This window comes from Hydrogenothermus marinus, assembly GCF_003688665.1.
Taxonomy (GTDB): Bacteria; Aquificota; Aquificia; order Aquificales; family Hydrogenothermaceae; genus Hydrogenothermus; species Hydrogenothermus marinus.
Genome location: NZ_REFO01000010.1, coordinates 69,335 through 84,617 on the forward strand (window position 1 = coordinate 69,335; position 15,283 = coordinate 84,617).

17 protein-coding genes and 1 tRNA gene are annotated in these 15,283 nt (G+C 26.7%); all 18 read left to right on the top strand.

The window, feature by feature from the left end; all coding sequences use genetic code 11:
- Positions 1-284 precede the first annotated feature (284 nt).
- The 18 genes from CLV39_RS00760 (at position 285) to CLV39_RS00845 (ending at position 15,149) form a co-directional block, all read left to right on the top strand.
- The gene (locus tag CLV39_RS00760; RefSeq protein ID WP_121922326.1) at positions 285-1,811 is read left to right on the top strand and encodes a LysM peptidoglycan-binding domain-containing protein; all 1,527 of its coding nucleotides are present in this window, start codon (positions 285-287) and stop codon (positions 1,809-1,811) included.
- On the top strand, positions 1,808-2,305 hold the full coding sequence (locus tag CLV39_RS00765; protein ID WP_121922327.1) for a phosphate-starvation-inducible PsiE family protein: 498 nt from the start codon (positions 1,808-1,810) through the stop codon (positions 2,303-2,305). The genes CLV39_RS00760 and CLV39_RS00765 overlap by 4 nt, the downstream gene beginning before the upstream one ends.
- Positions 2,283-5,045, top strand: a complete 2,763-nt coding sequence (locus CLV39_RS00770; protein WP_245960265.1) for a DEAD/DEAH box helicase — start codon at positions 2,283-2,285, stop codon at positions 5,043-5,045. The genes CLV39_RS00765 and CLV39_RS00770 overlap by 23 nt, the downstream gene beginning before the upstream one ends.
- Positions 5,046-5,072: 27 nt before the next feature.
- The gene (locus CLV39_RS00775; protein WP_121922329.1) at positions 5,073-5,273 is read left to right on the top strand and encodes a rubredoxin; all 201 of its coding nucleotides are present in this window, start codon (positions 5,073-5,075) and stop codon (positions 5,271-5,273) included.
- Complete coding sequence (locus CLV39_RS00780) at positions 5,260-6,777, top strand: ArnT family glycosyltransferase (protein WP_121922330.1); 1,518 nt, start codon at positions 5,260-5,262, stop codon at positions 6,775-6,777. Before CLV39_RS00775 ends, CLV39_RS00780 begins: the two co-directional genes overlap by 14 nt.
- 281 nt (positions 6,778-7,058) lie before the next feature.
- Positions 7,059-7,883 (top strand): 4-(cytidine 5'-diphospho)-2-C-methyl-D-erythritol kinase, encoded by an 825-nt coding sequence (gene ispE, locus CLV39_RS00785; protein ID WP_121922734.1) that lies wholly within the window; start codon positions 7,059-7,061, stop codon positions 7,881-7,883.
- Positions 7,884-7,886: 3 nt separating this feature from the next.
- Positions 7,887-7,962, top strand: a tRNA-Gln gene (locus CLV39_RS00790).
- Between the two features lie 33 nt (positions 7,963-7,995).
- Complete coding sequence (locus CLV39_RS00795) at positions 7,996-8,931, top strand: ribose-phosphate diphosphokinase (protein ID WP_121922331.1); 936 nt, start codon at positions 7,996-7,998, stop codon at positions 8,929-8,931.
- Positions 8,932-8,946: 15 nt separating this feature from the next.
- Positions 8,947-9,552, top strand: a complete 606-nt coding sequence (locus CLV39_RS00800) for a 50S ribosomal protein L25/general stress protein Ctc (RefSeq protein ID WP_121922332.1) — start codon at positions 8,947-8,949, stop codon at positions 9,550-9,552.
- Positions 9,553-9,556: 4 nt separating this feature from the next.
- Positions 9,557-10,126: an aminoacyl-tRNA hydrolase gene (pth, locus tag CLV39_RS00805; RefSeq protein ID WP_121922333.1), complete on the top strand. Its 570-nt coding sequence runs from the start codon at positions 9,557-9,559 to the stop codon at positions 10,124-10,126.
- A 54-nt stretch (positions 10,127-10,180) separates the two neighbouring features.
- Positions 10,181-10,501 carry a 30S ribosomal protein S6 gene (gene rpsF / locus CLV39_RS00810; protein ID WP_245960266.1) on the top strand — a complete coding sequence of 107 codons (321 nt, stop codon included), beginning with the start codon at positions 10,181-10,183 and terminating at the stop codon, positions 10,499-10,501.
- A gap of 19 nt (positions 10,502-10,520) precedes the next feature.
- On the top strand, positions 10,521-10,940 hold the full coding sequence (locus tag CLV39_RS00815) for a single-stranded DNA-binding protein (RefSeq protein WP_121922335.1): 420 nt from the start codon (positions 10,521-10,523) through the stop codon (positions 10,938-10,940).
- A 19-nt stretch (positions 10,941-10,959) separates the two neighbouring features.
- Complete coding sequence (gene rpsR, locus CLV39_RS00820) at positions 10,960-11,199, top strand: 30S ribosomal protein S18 (RefSeq protein ID WP_121922336.1); 240 nt, start codon at positions 10,960-10,962, stop codon at positions 11,197-11,199.
- A 16-nt stretch (positions 11,200-11,215) separates the two neighbouring features.
- Positions 11,216-11,668: a 50S ribosomal protein L9 gene (gene rplI, locus CLV39_RS00825; protein WP_121922337.1), complete on the top strand. Its 453-nt coding sequence runs from the start codon at positions 11,216-11,218 to the stop codon at positions 11,666-11,668.
- A 192-nt stretch (positions 11,669-11,860) separates the two neighbouring features.
- Positions 11,861-12,547, top strand: a complete 687-nt coding sequence (locus CLV39_RS00830) for a phosphatase PAP2 family protein (RefSeq protein WP_121922338.1) — start codon at positions 11,861-11,863, stop codon at positions 12,545-12,547.
- An 11-nt stretch (positions 12,548-12,558) separates the two neighbouring features.
- Positions 12,559-13,833, top strand: a complete 1,275-nt coding sequence (locus CLV39_RS00835; RefSeq protein ID WP_121922339.1) for a M16 family metallopeptidase — start codon at positions 12,559-12,561, stop codon at positions 13,831-13,833.
- Positions 13,834-13,845: 12 nt separating this feature from the next.
- Positions 13,846-14,682 (top strand): polyamine aminopropyltransferase, encoded by an 837-nt coding sequence (gene speE, locus CLV39_RS00840; RefSeq protein ID WP_121922340.1) that lies wholly within the window; start codon positions 13,846-13,848, stop codon positions 14,680-14,682.
- A 140-nt stretch (positions 14,683-14,822) separates the two neighbouring features.
- Positions 14,823-15,149 carry an MTH1187 family thiamine-binding protein gene (locus CLV39_RS00845; protein ID WP_121922341.1) on the top strand — a complete coding sequence of 109 codons (327 nt, stop codon included), beginning with the start codon at positions 14,823-14,825 and terminating at the stop codon, positions 15,147-15,149.
- The last annotated feature ends 134 nt before the right edge of the window (positions 15,150-15,283 follow it).

The following is a 15,283-nucleotide window of genomic DNA, read 5'->3' on the forward strand; positions in this document are numbered from 1 at the left end:
TCACCTTCTGCTATTATAGATGTTCCTCTTGAGAAAACTTTTATATTGAATATGTCTGCAAAATATTTTAGATTTTCATCTTTTTTACCAACAACACTAAAAAAGGCATCTCTTGGTATTTCTATCTCTAATTTTAAAATCTTTTTAAACCTCCTAATAAATTATATTTTAGTGATAATTTATACATTTTTATATTTTTTCAAGTTTGTATTTTTAAGAAATGTTATAATTAGTATAAAAATTTTACTATATAAAACATATAAATTTACAAGGAATCATCATTTATGATGAAAAAAATTAAATATTTAGTTTTTAGCATTTTTTTTATATTAAATACAGCTTTTGCAGATGAAGATTTAAATAATATATCTTTTTTAGTAAAATTTGCAGTTGAAAATTCTCCGGTTGTTCAAAATTTTTATTCTAAGGGTAAATTAAATATTCATCTTACATTACCAGAGAAGTTAGAAACAAAAAATAGAATATATCTCCTCAAAAGAAATAAATATGCTATAGAAAAGTATCTTGATAGAGGTAGAGAATATATTCCTATAATAAAATCTATATTTAATAAACATGGACTTCCTGATGATCTTGTTTTCTTACCTATTATAGAAAGTCATTTTAATATTAAAGCTAAATCTCCTGCAGGGGCAGCAGGTTTATGGCAGTTTATGCCTCAAACAGCTAGAATGTATGGATTAAAAATAAATAAATGGATAGATGAAAGATATGATCTTATAAAATCTACGGAAGCAGCTGCTTATTATTTAAAAGATTTATATAGTATTTTTAATGATTGGGGACTTGCTCTTGCAAGTTATAATTCAGGAGAAGGTAATATAATAAGAAAAATTAATAAATATGGTGGTATAAATTTCTGGGATATTCGTAATTATCTATCACCAGAAACAAGAAATTATGTTCCAAGCTTTTTAGCAACATTAACTGTTGTAAAAGAGATTTTGAAAAATAATGAAAATCAAAAAATAAATTTTGATGTTATACAAGTTGATAAGCCAATTTCTTTAGATTTAATCTCAACTTTATTGAAAGTTCCTTACTCAAAACTAAAAGATTTAAATCCTCATCTTTTAAAAGGAAAAACTCCACCTGATGATGGAGTTTACAATATATATCTTCCAAAAGGATATGGAAATACTTTAAAGGTAGTTTTAGAAGATATACAACTTGATAAATATAAAGCTTTAAAAGAATATAAAGTAAAAAGAGGAGATACCTTAGGTAAAATAGCTAAAAAATTTAAAACTACTATTTCTTATTTAAAGAAAATAAACCATCTTAAAAATGATTATGTTATTGCTAATACTTATATAAAAGTTCCAACAACTATAGAAGCATATCCTTTATATTCTTATTCAGTAGTTGATACAACAGAAGATATCCAATATACAGAAAAAGGAATTATTTATAAAGTAAAAAGAGGAGATACCTTAGGTAAAATAGCAAGAAAATTTAGAGTTAGTGTTAGTAGTTTAAAAAAATGGAATCATATAAAAAGCTATATATTACCAAATCAAAAAATTGTTATTTATAAAAAAGTTTTTAATAAAAATTTACAAAGAAAGGCTATGCTACATAGAGTTTCATATCTAAAAAAGAAAGTTAAAAAAAGAAAACCTAAATTTAAATACATTTTTTATAAAGTAAAGAAAGGAGATAGCTTAGGGAAAATAGCTAAAAAGTTTAAAGTAAGAATTTCAGATATAAAAAAATGGAATAAATTATCATCAAATATAATAAGAGTAAATGAAAGACTTACAATAATAAAAAGGGTTATAGAAAGATGAAAAAAAGATGGAGTAATTTAGTATCTCCTCATAAAGTTCATCAAACATTAGGAAATACATTAGAATTTTTTGAAGACCTTATAATTCTTGCCTTAACCTTAGTTATATTTTATGTAAGTATTGTAGCTATCTTTGATATTATTTCTTTAATTATGTATAAAGAAGCAAAATTTATGGATATAATTCCTAAATTTTTATATCTATTTATTTTAACAGAGCTTTTTAGATTATTAATTATTTATCTAAAAGAAAGAATAGTTGATACCTCTTTAATTGTTAAAACCACTTTAATAGCAGTTTTAAGGGAGATAATTATAAAAGCCCCTTATTTTAAATTTCAGGATTATATAGGTGCATCTATCTTGATTTTAGTTTTAGGACTTTTATATTATGTGCCAAAATATGTTTTTAAAAAGGAGTTTTATATAAAAAGAAGTAAACAGGTAAAATCAGTAAAGAAAGTTGATGAGTTTGACAAATCTACAAATTTCTAACAGTTCATATTTAGAATATAAATTAGCAAAAGATTTTAATAAGGCTTTAATCTTTATAGATTCAGAAAAAAGAGCCTTAGAAATAGAAAAAAATCTAAATGCTTTTTTAAATTATTTTAATAAAAATATTCCAGTCCTATATATTCCATCAAATACAGAAATTCATGATACTTTAGCTCAATTTAAAAGAAACTATGCTATATATTTATCTAAAAAAAATAAAGATTCATTTTTTATACTGACTAAAGAATCTGAAAATATAAAAGTGGCTAAAAATAAAGATTTTATTCATTTAAAAGAAGGAAAAGAGATAAATTTTGATAATCTTGTAAAAAGATTAATAGAGTTTGGATATATAAAAGAAGAAAAAGTTGAAAATGAAGGTGAGTTTTCATTTAAAGGTGGAATATTAAGAATAAATATTCCATTTATTGGTGTATTTGATATTGATTTTTTTGGAGACCAGATAGAAGGAATTTATCAAATCTCAAAGCTTTTAACAAAGAAAAAAATACAAAACATAGATATTTTTCCTCTTTATGATTTTCCAGTATATTATAATGAGTTTTTTGATTTAGATTTTAAAAAGGAAGAAGCTACAAATTTTTTAGAATTTTTTAAAGATTTTAAAATAATAGAAGAAAACAATTTTGTTATTGATGAAGAAGCTATTTCAAACTCTCATATAAAGGGATTTGAAGTTGTAAAACTTCCTATTACAAAACCTCTATTTTTAAAAATAGAAAGAAAATCATTTATACCCAAAGATTACAAATCAAAAACAGAAATAGATATAAAGCCATTAGAAGAAGGTGATTATATCATCCATGAAGATTATGGAATTGGAATTTTTAGAGGAATTGAAACAAAAACAATAAGAGGAAAAGATTATGATTTTATGGTATTAGAGTATGCAGATGGAGAAAAGATTAATGTTTCATATCTACATTTTGATAAAATCCATAAATATGATCTAAATATTCCTATAAAACTGGATAAAATAGGTGGAACTTCTTGGAGAAACTTAAAGAAAAAAGTAAGAAAATCCGTAGAAAAAATAGCAAAAGAACTTATAAAGTTATATAAAGAAAGAGAGTCAACAACAAGAAAGCCATATAACTTTGATAAAGAGCTTTTAAGATATATTCAAGAAACATTTCCTTTTTTAGAAACCCCTGACCAGTTGAAAGCTATAAAAGATATAGAAAATGATTTTAAATCTGATAAACCTACAGAAAGGTTAATCTGTGGAGATGTAGGTTTTGGGAAAACAGAGGTTGCTATAAGAGCCGCTTATATATCAGCTACAAACAATAGACAAACTCTTATTTTAGTGCCAACTACAGTTTTGGCTTTACAACATTATAAAAAATTTAAAGAAAGACTTGAGCCACTTGGTATAAAAGTAGAAAATCTTTCAAGATTGAAATCAAAAAAAGAAACAGAAAAAATCCTAACAGAACTGCAAGAAGGAAAAATAGATATATTAGTAGGAACTCACAAGGTATTAAGTGATAAAGTTAAATTTAAAAATCTTGGACTTCTTATTATAGATGAAGAACATAGATTTGGAGTAAGAGCAAAAGAAAAAATAAAACAGATAAAAAAGGATATAGATACAATCTATCTTACAGCAACACCAATACCAAGAACATTAAATATGGCACTTTCAGGATTAAAAAAAATGTCAGTTATAAATACACCACCAGAAGGAAGAGTTGAAACTAAAACATATGTTGTTAAATACAATGAAGATATTATAAAACAGGCTATCCAAAGGGAAATAAATAGAAATGGACAGGTTTTTTATTTACATAATAGAGTAGAAACAATAGAAGAAAAAACAAATCAGTTAAAGCAGTTATTTCCAAACCTGAAAATAGATTTTATTCATGGAAAAATGAAACCTTCTCAAATAGAAAAGAAAATAATGGAATTTACAGATAAAAAGCTAAACATTTTAGTTTCAACATCAATAATAGAAACAGGTATAGATATACCAACAGCAAACACTTTAATAATAGAAAGAGCAGATCTTTTTGGACTTGCACAGCTTTACCATTTAAGAGGAAGAGTCGGAAGAGGAAATATTCAAGCATACTGCTATCTACTTTTACCTGAAGATAGAAATATTACAGAAAATGCAGAAAAAAGGCTTTCTACTATTTTAAAACTTACAAGACCTGGTTCAGGTTTAAAGGTTGCAATAGAAGATATGAAAATAAGAGGAGCAGGGAATATTTTAGGAGTAGAACAAAGTGGAAATATTAAAGCAGTTGGATTTGATTTTTATGTAAAACTTTTAAAAGAAAGTATAGAAAAAGAGCAAGGTAAAGCTTTTGAAACAAAAATAGAAACAGATATAGAAGGATATATACCAAAAACATTTATAGAAAATCCTCAAGAAAGAATGAATATTTATCTTTCTTTTTCTAAAGCATTAGACTCAGAAGAAATAGAAGAACTTGAAGAGTATCTATCAGAATTTTATAAAGATATACCTTCTGCTTTAAAAGTATATATATCTTTAGAAAAGATAAAAAAAGAAGCAACAAATCTTGGAATTGAAAAAATAAGTATAAAAAATAAATATTGTGAAATAAATTTTGGAAAACTTAGTCCTGAGAAAACAGTAAAACTTATAGAAAAAACAAAACCTGAATATATCACCTCAAACAGCATAAAATTTAGATATAAAAATTTAGAGCATATATATAAAATTTTAAAAATGATAAAATAAAAAAAATGTTTTCCAATGAGGTAAAACTTGAAAATAAAAGTTAGAAATTTAGATACAGGGAAAAGAAGATGTAGAATATGTGGATATATATATGATCCAGAAAAAGGAGATGAAATTCATAATATATCACCGGGAATATCATTTGAAGAACTTCCAGATAACTGGAGATGTCCTGTTTGTAAATACTCTAAATCTTTCTTTAGAATAATCTATAATGAGCAGATTTAAAATAGCTTTAGTTTTAATCTTTTTACTTTCAGCAATATCTTTTTTTGCAAATATATGGGGAATATCTATTTATAGTCTTGATGAAGCAAAAAACTCTGTTTGTGCAAGAGAAATGCTTGAAAGAAATGATTTTATAGTTCCAACTTTTAATTATGAGCTTAGAACAGATAAACCACCAATGCATTACTACTTTATGATTTTTGCCTATAAGCTATTTGGATTTAATGAATTTTCAGCAAGATTTTTTTCAGCAGTTTTTGGTATTTTAACAGTTATTGCTACTTTCTTATTTGCAAGAAGATATTACAATCTCAAAGTTGCGATCTTTTCAGCTATAGTATTAATTGCATCTTTACATCTTTCTATCCAGTTTCATATGGCAGTGCCAGACCCTTATTTAATATTTTTTATAAATGCATCTTTATTTTCCTTTTATATTTTTCACAAAGAAAAAAAGCAGACATTTTTATGGCTTTTTTATATTTTTATGGCTTTTGGAGTTTTAACAAAAGGACCTGTAGCAGTTGTTTTACCATCTTTTATAGTTCTTTTATTTTTAGCTTATAAACATGAGCTTAAAGAGATATTTAAGTTAAAAATTATTCAAGGAATAATTTTAATATTAGCTATTTCGCTACCTTGGTATATAGCAGTAGGATTAAAAACAGATTGGATATGGATTAAGGAGTTTATTTTTAAACATAATATCCATAGATTCTCAGATAGTATGGAAGGACATGGTGGAATATTTTTAATAACCTTTTTATATGTCTTTTTAGGACTTTTACCTTTTTCTGTATTTATTTTACAAGCTATAAGTAAAGCTTGGAAAGAAAAATTTAAGGATATTAATATATTTTTACTTATATTTGCATCTGTTTATATAATATTTTTCGCTATATCTAAAACAAAACTACCAAACTATACAGTTCCATCATATCCACCGCTTGCTATTTTAATAGGTTCTTTTTTATTAAGTTCAGTTTATAGAAAAAATTTAAAGATAAGTTTATTGATATATATATTTTTGACAATTCTATTAGCGCTACTATCTTATTTTGGATTGAAAACAGAAGTTGAAGATTTAGCATATTTAGGATTTAGTTTCTTATTTTTAACAATAGCTGGCTTGTTAGCTTTATTTTTTATAAAAAAAGATTTGATTAAATCATATTTAGTTTTATTTAGTTTTTCTTATGCTTTTGTTTTGGCTTTTTTTTATCTTATCTATCCACCAATTGATAAACAAAATCCTGTTATGCAATTACTTCCTTTAATTGAAGATAAATCAAAGGTTTATTATTATAAAAGTTTTAATCCTGCTTTTGCTTTTTATATAAAAACACCAATAAAGCCTATAAAACAGATAAAAAAAGGTAATTATTACATTATTACAAGAAAAAAATATCTAAAAGAACTGAGTAAATATAAAAATCTAAAAGTTTTAGGAATAAAAAAAGATTTATTTGAAAAAAGATACTCAGTTTTAATTAAAGCAAATTAAATTTGACCTATTCATATTCTGAATATACAGATATTAAATTAAAAGAATGATTAATTAAAAATATTTTTAAGTATTTAAATATCATCAAAACTAAATCCTGTTCCATCTGCTATAAGATAAGAAACTTTTTTCTTTATCTTTTTTATTATGATTATTGCTGTTTTGTGTATTAATTTTAGAACAGCTTAATAAGAAGTTGATGTATTTTTTTTGAAAATATTATATAAATTTGTATATGATAAAATAAAAATTAAGTTATCTAAAAAATGAAAATGGAAAAAATGGAAATATTATTATCACCAGCTAAAATTAATTTGGGCTTATGGATTACGGAAAAAAGACCTGATGGTTATCATAATATATATACTTATATGCATAAAGTTAGCCTTTATGATAGGATTTTTGTAAAACCATCACCTATCTTGAAAGTAAGTAGTTCAAATCCTTCTGTACCAGAAGGTAAAGAAAATATAGTTTATAAAGCTGTAAAAGAGTTTGAAAATTATACAGGATTAGAAGTTAATTTAGAGATATTTATAGAGAAAAATATTCCTGTAGGTGCAGGTCTTGGAGGAGGAAGTTCCAATGCTGCTACTATTTTAAAATATATTAATGATAAGTTTGGAAAACCTCTTTCTGAAGAAGAATTAATAAAATTAGGAGCAAGTATTGGCTCTGATATACCTTTCTTCTTTAAAGAAGGACTTGTTAAAGTTACAGGGAAAGGTGATATATTAGAAGATACAGATATAAAATATGAAAATCCTGTTTTTATTATCTATCCAAATATACCTTCAGATACTAAAGATATATATTCAAAAGTAGATTATAAAATGTTGACAAAACTTGAAGATTTGGCTAAAATAGATAGCCTGATATTTGATGTGAATAAGTTAGTAGAAAATATAGAGAATACTTTAGGGATTATAGCTAAGGAGCATATAGGTACTATAAGAGAAGTTTTAAACACTGTTGAGTATTTAGGATATATAGGTAATATAACTGGAAGCGGAAGTGCAGTTTATGTAATTGGTGAACCTGGTAACGAGGTTGATATAATCTGTAAAGCTAAGAATTGGAAGCTGTTCAAAGTTAAGTTCATTTAATGCTGGGGAGTAGTTCAGCCGGCAGAACACCAGATTTTGGATCTGGGTGTCGCAGGTTCGAGTCCTGCCTCCCCAGCCATTAACTTCCTTAAATAATGGAGGAATTAATACATTGAGTAAACATTTAAAATTAATCTCTGGAAATGCTAATCCAGAATTTGCTAAGGAAGTTGCTGGTTATTTACATGTACCATTAGTTGATGCATTAGTTTCAAGATTTAGTGATGGTGAAATAAGAGTTCAGATAAAGGAAAATGTTAGAGGTGCTGATATATTTGTTATACAGCCTTTAGTTCCTCCAATCAATGATCATATAATGGAATTGCTACTTCTATTAGATGCTTTGAAAAGAAGTTCTACACATAGAATTACAGCTGTAATACCTTATTTTGCTTATGCAAGACAAGATAGAAAAGATAAACCAAGAGTTCCAATATCAGCAAAACTTTTAGCTGATATAATTCAAAAAGCTGGTGCTGAAAGAGTTTTAACAGTAGATCTTCATTCAGCTCAAATTCAAGGTTTTTTTGATTGCCCTGTAGATAATTTATATGCTTTGCCTGTAATTCTTGATTATTTAAAAAATAAAGAGATAGAGAATGCAGTGGTAGTATCACCAGATGCAGGTGGAGTTGAAAGAGCAAGACTTCTTGCAAATAAATTAGGAGTAGGTCTTGCAATTATATATAAGAAAAGACCTGAACCTAATGTTGTTGAAACATTAGATGTTATAGGGGATATAGAAGGAAAAAATGCAATAATAATAGATGATATTATAGATACTGCAGGAACTATAGTTGCAGCTTCAAATATGCTTCTTGAAAAAGGTGCAAAATCAGTTATAGCTGCTTGTACTCATCCAGTATTTTCAGGACCTGCTGTAGAAAGATTAAAAAATTCTGCTATAGATGAAGTTATTGCAACTAACACTATTCCAGTTGAAGGAAAAGAATTTGATAAGTTAACTATTTTATCTGTTGCTGAGCTTGTAGGTGAAGCTATTAAAAGAATAAATATAGAAAGTTCTGTTAGTTCATTGTTTGTATAAAAAGGAGGTTAATAAATGGTTCAAAGAATAGAGTGGAAAGCACTAAAAAGAGAAATTGGAAAAAAAAGTGAAGTAAAACAATTTAGAAAAAAAGGATATATCCCTGTAGAAATTTATGGTAAAGGCCATGAAAATGCACATGCTTATATTTATTGGAAAGATCTTGCAGATAGGCCACATGGAACATTTTTAATTGATTTAAATATTGAAGGAGAAGAAGAACCAAGAGTTTGTATATTAAAAGATATACAATACAACTATCTTGGCGATACTCCTATACATGTAGATCTATATGAAGTTACTTTTGGAGTTGAGCTTGATGTAGAAGTACCTATTGAGCTTGTTGGAAAACCAAAAGGATTAGAAAAAGGTGGTTTATTAGAGCAACATTTACATACTTTAACAGTTAGAACTGTACCAAGAAAGATACCTGAAAAAATAGAAGTTGACGTATCTAATTTAGATATAGATGATGTTTTACACGTAGCAGATATTAAAATTGAAGAAGGTATAAAAATAATGAATACTCCTGATGAAGTTGTTGCTGTTGTAATCTTACCTGAAGAAGAAGTAGAAACTGAAGAAATTACAGAAGAAGTGGTGGAAGAAACTAACGAATAATTAAATGATAAAAGCTATTATTGGATTAGGAAATCCTGGCAAACAATACAAAAATACCCGCCACAATGTCGGCTTTATGGTAGTTGACATTGTGGCTTTTTTACTTAAATGCCCTAAAAAAGAAAAAGAATGCTGTTTTTCTAAAATTATAGAATGCAAAGAACATGATGTTTTACTTGTAAAACCCCAAACTTTTATGAATAATAGTGGAATAGCAGTTAAAAATTTATTAGAAGATTATAATTTAACTCCTCAAGAGATTTTAGTTGTATATGATGATTTAGATCTACCTCTTGGTAGTATAAGACTTAGAAAATCAGGCTCAAGTGGTGGCCATAGAGGAGTAAAATCAATTATAGAAAATATAAAAACAGAAAATTTTCCAAGATTAAAGATTGGTATAGGAAGACCTCAGCATAAAAGTCAAGTTGCTGATTATGTTTTATCACCATTTAATAAAGATGAAAAATTGTTAGTTGAAAAAGTAATTAATGAAGCAGGAAAATGTTTATTAAATGTGCTAAAATATGGTGTTGACAAATCTTTAGATAGTTGCAATAAAAAGTTAATTTAATCCTTGCTTTCAGCTTTTAGCTGAAGGCTGATTTAAAATCAACCAAAAGGAGGAATGTGCATGAGGTATTATGAGCTTGTATTTGCTGTCAAACCAACTCTTACCGAAGAGGAACTAAAAAAAGTTCTTGAAGGTGTAAAAAATCTTATAACTTCAAATGAAGGGGAAATTTACAAAGAAGAAGACTGGGGAAGAAAAGAGCTTGCTTATCCTATAGAAAACTTTAGGAATGCTAATTACTACATTATTAATTACAAAACAGAAAATACACAATTACCAGTTAAGTTAGAAGGAAATCTTAGAATTAATGAAAATATCATTAGATTTTTAAACTTTAAGATTAAACCTCCTAAGGAGGAGCAAACTGCTGCTTAAGCAGTAAAGGAGTATAAAAATGCTTAATAAAGTATTTTTAATTGGAAGATTAACAAGAGATCCAGAAATAAGGTTCTTACCTTCAGGTTCACAGGTTACTGCATTTTCTATAGCAGTTAATAGAAATTATAAAGTTAATGATCAATGGAAAGAAGAAACATCATTTTTTGATATTGAAACATTTGGAGCTCTTGCAGAGAGAATTGGAAAACAGTTATCAAAAGGGACACAGGTATTAATTGAAGGACAATTAAAGCAAGATAGATGGGAAACATCTGGTGGTGAAAAAAGAAGTAAAATTAAGATTGTAGCTACTAAAATTAATTTGTTGAATGTACCAGCTGGTGAGCAAACTTCATCAGCACCTAAAAAAGAAGAGCCTATGAACTTACCAGAAGATATTGAAGATATATCTTCTGATGAAGATGTACCATTTTAAACAAAGGAGGTAAATTAAATTGGCAAATAATCCACAACAAAAACCATTTTTCCAAAAAAGAAAAAAATATTGTAAGTTTTGTGCAGAAGGAATAGAACCTGATTATAAAAATGTTGATATATTAAAAGAGTTCATATCAGAGAGAGGAAAAATAGTACCAAGTAGAATATCTGGAACTTGTGGAAAACATCAAAGAAAGCTTGCAGTTGCTATAAAAAGAGCAAGACAACTTGCTTTACTACCATATGTAATAATGTGATTAGGAGGTTTTATATATGAAGGTAATTCTTGTTAAAGATGTTGAAGGTTGGGGTACATTAGGAGATATTATTGATGTTAAACCTGGATTTGCAAGAAACTATTTAATTCCAAAAGGCTTTGCATATCCTGCAACAGAAGGATATGTAAAACATGTACAAGATATTTTAAATCAAAAAGCAAGAAAGCTTGAAAAACAAAAACAAGAAGCAGAAAAAATAGCACAGCAAATAGATGGACTTGAGCTTGATATTCCAAGACCTGTTGGGCCTACTGGTAAGATGTATGGTTCAGTATCTTCTGCAGATATTGTAGAAGCAATAAAAGAAAAGACAGGATTGGAAATAGATAAGAAAAAAATAATGCTTAGAAATCCTATAAGAGACCTTGGAGCTTATAATATAACTATAAGACTTCATCCAGAAGTTTCAGCAAAAATCAAAATAAATATCATCCCAGAAGAACAATAAAATAGGTGCCTTAATTGGCACCTTTTCTTTAAAAATTTTTCCTGTTAGAGTTTGATTATTTATAGAAATCCATAGACATTCCACTTCAGATATTTAGACGGATCTTAATTAAATTTACACTGCTAAAAACTTATAGAGCTTATTTTTATGCTAAAATCAAGTAGTTATTAATATATTCACTAGGTTTTTAGTATGAAAAAATTTTTCATTATACTTTTAATTCCATTATTTGCATTTGCTACAGAAAAAAAAGAAATAGATTTTAAATTTAATAAAAAAATTCTTTATATAGGTGCAGGCTTAACTTTGCTTTCATTTGCTATAGATAATGATATAAAAGAATTTACTCAGAAAAATAAATCAGATTTTTTAGATAAAACAACAAATATTTTTAATGAAGCAGGTTCCGGATATGCTATTGCAATTCCAATATCAACTTATGCTTTAGGATATTATTTGAAAGATCAAAAACTTGCCAAAGCTTCAAGAGTAGCTATTGCCTCAGCACTTGTATCTGCATCAATTGTTTTCCCTATAAAATATATAACTCATAGAAAAAGGCCTGATGACTCAGACCATTACTCTTTTCCCTCAGGACATACTGCTTTTGCATTTGCAATTTTTGGAAGTTATGCAAAATATTATAATGAAGGTATTACGCCTTATATTCTTTATTCTATACCTGTTTTAACTGGTTTTAGCCGTATTTATAAAAATAAACATTATCTTTCAGATGTTGTTGCAGGTGGTGTAATAGGTTTATCAAGTGTATATATAGGACAATGGCTTGAAAAGAATTTAAGTTTAAGATGGGGAGTTTTTGGATCAGTAAAAATTTCAAAAAAAGAAGTTTTAGTTGGTTTAAAATATAAACTATAAGAGGGTTTAAGATGATAAGAATAATTATTGCTTTAATTTTCATTTTTAATATAGCATTTGCAGGAGGAAACAAAGTGATTAAACATATATTACCAAATGGAGCTACCATCCTTTATAAACAAACCAAAGGTAAAGGAATAATATCAGGAGTTTTATTTATAAAAGGAGGTAGCATAGAAGACCCTGAAGGCAAAAAAGGACTTACACATATTCTAATGAGAATGCTTTTAAAAGAAAGTAAAAATCATTCAGGATTTGAAATAAATAAAGTTTTTGAAGATAGTGGTGGTGGAATAAGTAGCTCTACAGCTGAAGAGTTTTCTACAATAGAGTTTTCAGTAAAAGTAGAAGATTTTAAAAAAGGAATGAAAGTTTTAAAGGATATTCTTTATAATCCTACTTTTCCAGAAGATAAACTAAAACAAGAAATAGAAAATACTATCGCCCAGATAAAAGCAAAAAAAGAAGAAGGCTTTTCTTATGCTTTTGAAAAATTAAGAGAAGAGGTTTATAAAGGAAGCCCTTACCAGTATTCACCTCTTGGGAAAATTGAGGATTTAAAAACAATTACAAAAAAGGATTTAAAAAACAGATTAAAACAGTTATTAAATGGACATAGAATTGTTTTTTCTATTGTTGGAGATATGCCATATGAAAAAGCAGAAAAATATATTAAAAATGTATTAAAAGATCTTGATAATAAAGATTATCAATTTCCAAAATATTCACTAGAAATAAAAGGAGAAAAAACAAAAGAATTTAAAAGAGAAGGAGCCCAATCAACTATTTTAGTAGCATATAATGCACCAAGAGCTAAAGAAAAATATTATTTTGCAATGAAAGTATTAAATGCTATTCTTGGAAATGGATTTACATCAAGATTATTCCAACAACTTAGAGAAAAAAGAGGGCTTGCTTATGCAGTTGGAACTGTATATCCAACAAGAATTAATATTGGAAACCTTATAGCTTATATATCATCAGCACCGCAAAAAACAGAAGACTCTTTAAATGGAATTAGAGAAGTATTTAAATCTGTAAAAAATGGAATTTCAAAAGAAGAGATAAATATTGCAAAAGAAAAAATAATCGGACATTATCTTTTAGATTTACAAACAAGGGAAAAACAAGCATATTATATAGGATGGTTTGAAACTATCGGATTTGGCTACAAAATGTATAAAGATTATATAAATAATATTCAAAAAGTTTCTGAAAAAGATATATTAGAAGCTTATAAAAAATATATTCCAAAAGGAAATATAGCAGTTGTAATAAAACCTTAAATGGAGGATTAAATGATTTGGTTTACAGAATATCAAACAGAAAATGTAGGTTTAACTTTAAAAGTAAGACAGCTAAAAAATGTTCATTCAAAATACCAAAATATTTATCTTTTTGAAAATCAAGATTTTGGGAAAGTATTAGTATTAGATGGAGCTATCCAAACAACAGAAAAAGATGAGTTTATGTATCATGAAATGCTTGTACATCCTGCTTTAGTAAAGCATAAAAACCCTGAAAAAGTTTTAGTCATAGGAGGTGGAGATGGAGGAAGTGTAAGAGAGATATTGAAACATCCTTCTATAAAGCAGGTTGATCTTTGTGAGATTGATGAAGAAGTGATACTTATTTCTGAAAAGAACCTTCCAAATATTTCAGGAAAATTAAGAGATGATAAAGTGAAAATATATATAGAAGATGGTAACGAGTTTTTAAATGAGCGAAAAAATTACTATGATGTGATAATAATGGATTCTTCTGATCCAATAGGACCTGCAGAAGTTTTATTTAAAAGCAGTTTTTATGACAAAGTAAAAGAAGCATTAAAAGAAGATGGAATAATGGTAGCTCAAACAGAAAGTCCTTTCTTGCAAGAAAAGTTTTTTAAGAATGCAGTTAAAGAGATAAAAAAATCCTTTAAGTATTTTGGTGTTTATACAGGATTTGTACCCTCATATCCGGCAGGAATGTGGAGCTATACGATGGCATCAGATAATATAAATATTTTGGAAGATGATGAAGGTTATAAAAAATTAAAAAATATAAAAACAAAATATATAAATGAGGATATTTATAAATCTTTATTTAAAGCAGTTCCTCAGTTTATAAAAGATATGATAGAGGAGCAATAAAAATTTTAAAAAGTTGAAGGTTTAAATATGATAAAAAAATAATGCAGTTTGATTAGAAATATTTGATTAGAGTAAAAGGGAAAATATAAATCTACCTTTTGAAATAAATTTAGTTAAAACTTCATAGAAGAGGTATAAAAATGGCAGAAAATTTATCTGTTTTAGTTGAGTTTTCAATGTTTCCAACAGATGTTGGAGAAAGTAAAAGCCAATATGTAAGTAAAATTATAGATATGATAGAAAAAGAAGGAATAAATTATAAACTTACAGCTATGTCAACAATCTTTGAAGTTGATAGTATGGAAAAGGCTACAGAGATCTTAGCAAAAGCTTATAAAGAGTTAGAACCTTATGCAAATAGAGTTTATGCAGTTGCAAAATTTGATATAAGAAAAGGAAGAAAGGATAGACTTACAGGGAAAATAAAATCTGTAGAAGAAAAGTTAGGTAGAGAAGTAAATAAGTAATATTTTAATTTATCCATTATTAACATTGTTTTAAGAATAATAGCTTTTTATCGTTATTCTTGAATAAATTTTGAGTTTTTTTCAAGCCTTCTATATTTAATTGCTTTTTTTCTATAGTCTTTTTTAGAAATAGT

Bases quoted from the DNA above. Each gene is read 5' to 3' on its own strand.
- pth (WP_121922333.1), top strand. From the start codon at position 9,557: ATGATAAAAGCTATTATTGGATTAGGAAATCCTGGCAAACAATACAAA.
- speE (WP_121922340.1), top strand. From the start codon at position 13,846: ATGATTTGGTTTACAGAATATCAAACAGAAAATGTAGGTTTAACTTTA.
- CLV39_RS00765 (WP_121922327.1), top strand. From the start codon at position 1,808: ATGAAAAAAAGATGGAGTAATTTAGTATCTCCTCATAAAGTTCATCAA.
- CLV39_RS00830 (WP_121922338.1), top strand. From the start codon at position 11,861: ATGAAAAAATTTTTCATTATACTTTTAATTCCATTATTTGCATTTGCT.
- rpsF (WP_245960266.1), top strand. From the start codon at position 10,181: ATGTGCATGAGGTATTATGAGCTTGTATTTGCTGTCAAACCAACTCTT.
- CLV39_RS00780 (WP_121922330.1), top strand. From the start codon at position 5,260: ATGAGCAGATTTAAAATAGCTTTAGTTTTAATCTTTTTACTTTCAGCA.
- CLV39_RS00800 (WP_121922332.1), top strand. From the start codon at position 8,947: ATGGTTCAAAGAATAGAGTGGAAAGCACTAAAAAGAGAAATTGGAAAA.
- ispE (WP_121922734.1), top strand. From the start codon at position 7,059: ATGGAAATATTATTATCACCAGCTAAAATTAATTTGGGCTTATGGATT.
- CLV39_RS00845 (WP_121922341.1), top strand. From the start codon at position 14,823: ATGGCAGAAAATTTATCTGTTTTAGTTGAGTTTTCAATGTTTCCAACA.
- rplI (WP_121922337.1), top strand. From the start codon at position 11,216: ATGAAGGTAATTCTTGTTAAAGATGTTGAAGGTTGGGGTACATTAGGA.
- CLV39_RS00815 (WP_121922335.1), top strand. From the start codon at position 10,521: ATGCTTAATAAAGTATTTTTAATTGGAAGATTAACAAGAGATCCAGAA.
- CLV39_RS00760 (WP_121922326.1), top strand. From the start codon at position 285: ATGATGAAAAAAATTAAATATTTAGTTTTTAGCATTTTTTTTATATTA.
- CLV39_RS00835 (WP_121922339.1), top strand. From the start codon at position 12,559: ATGATAAGAATAATTATTGCTTTAATTTTCATTTTTAATATAGCATTT.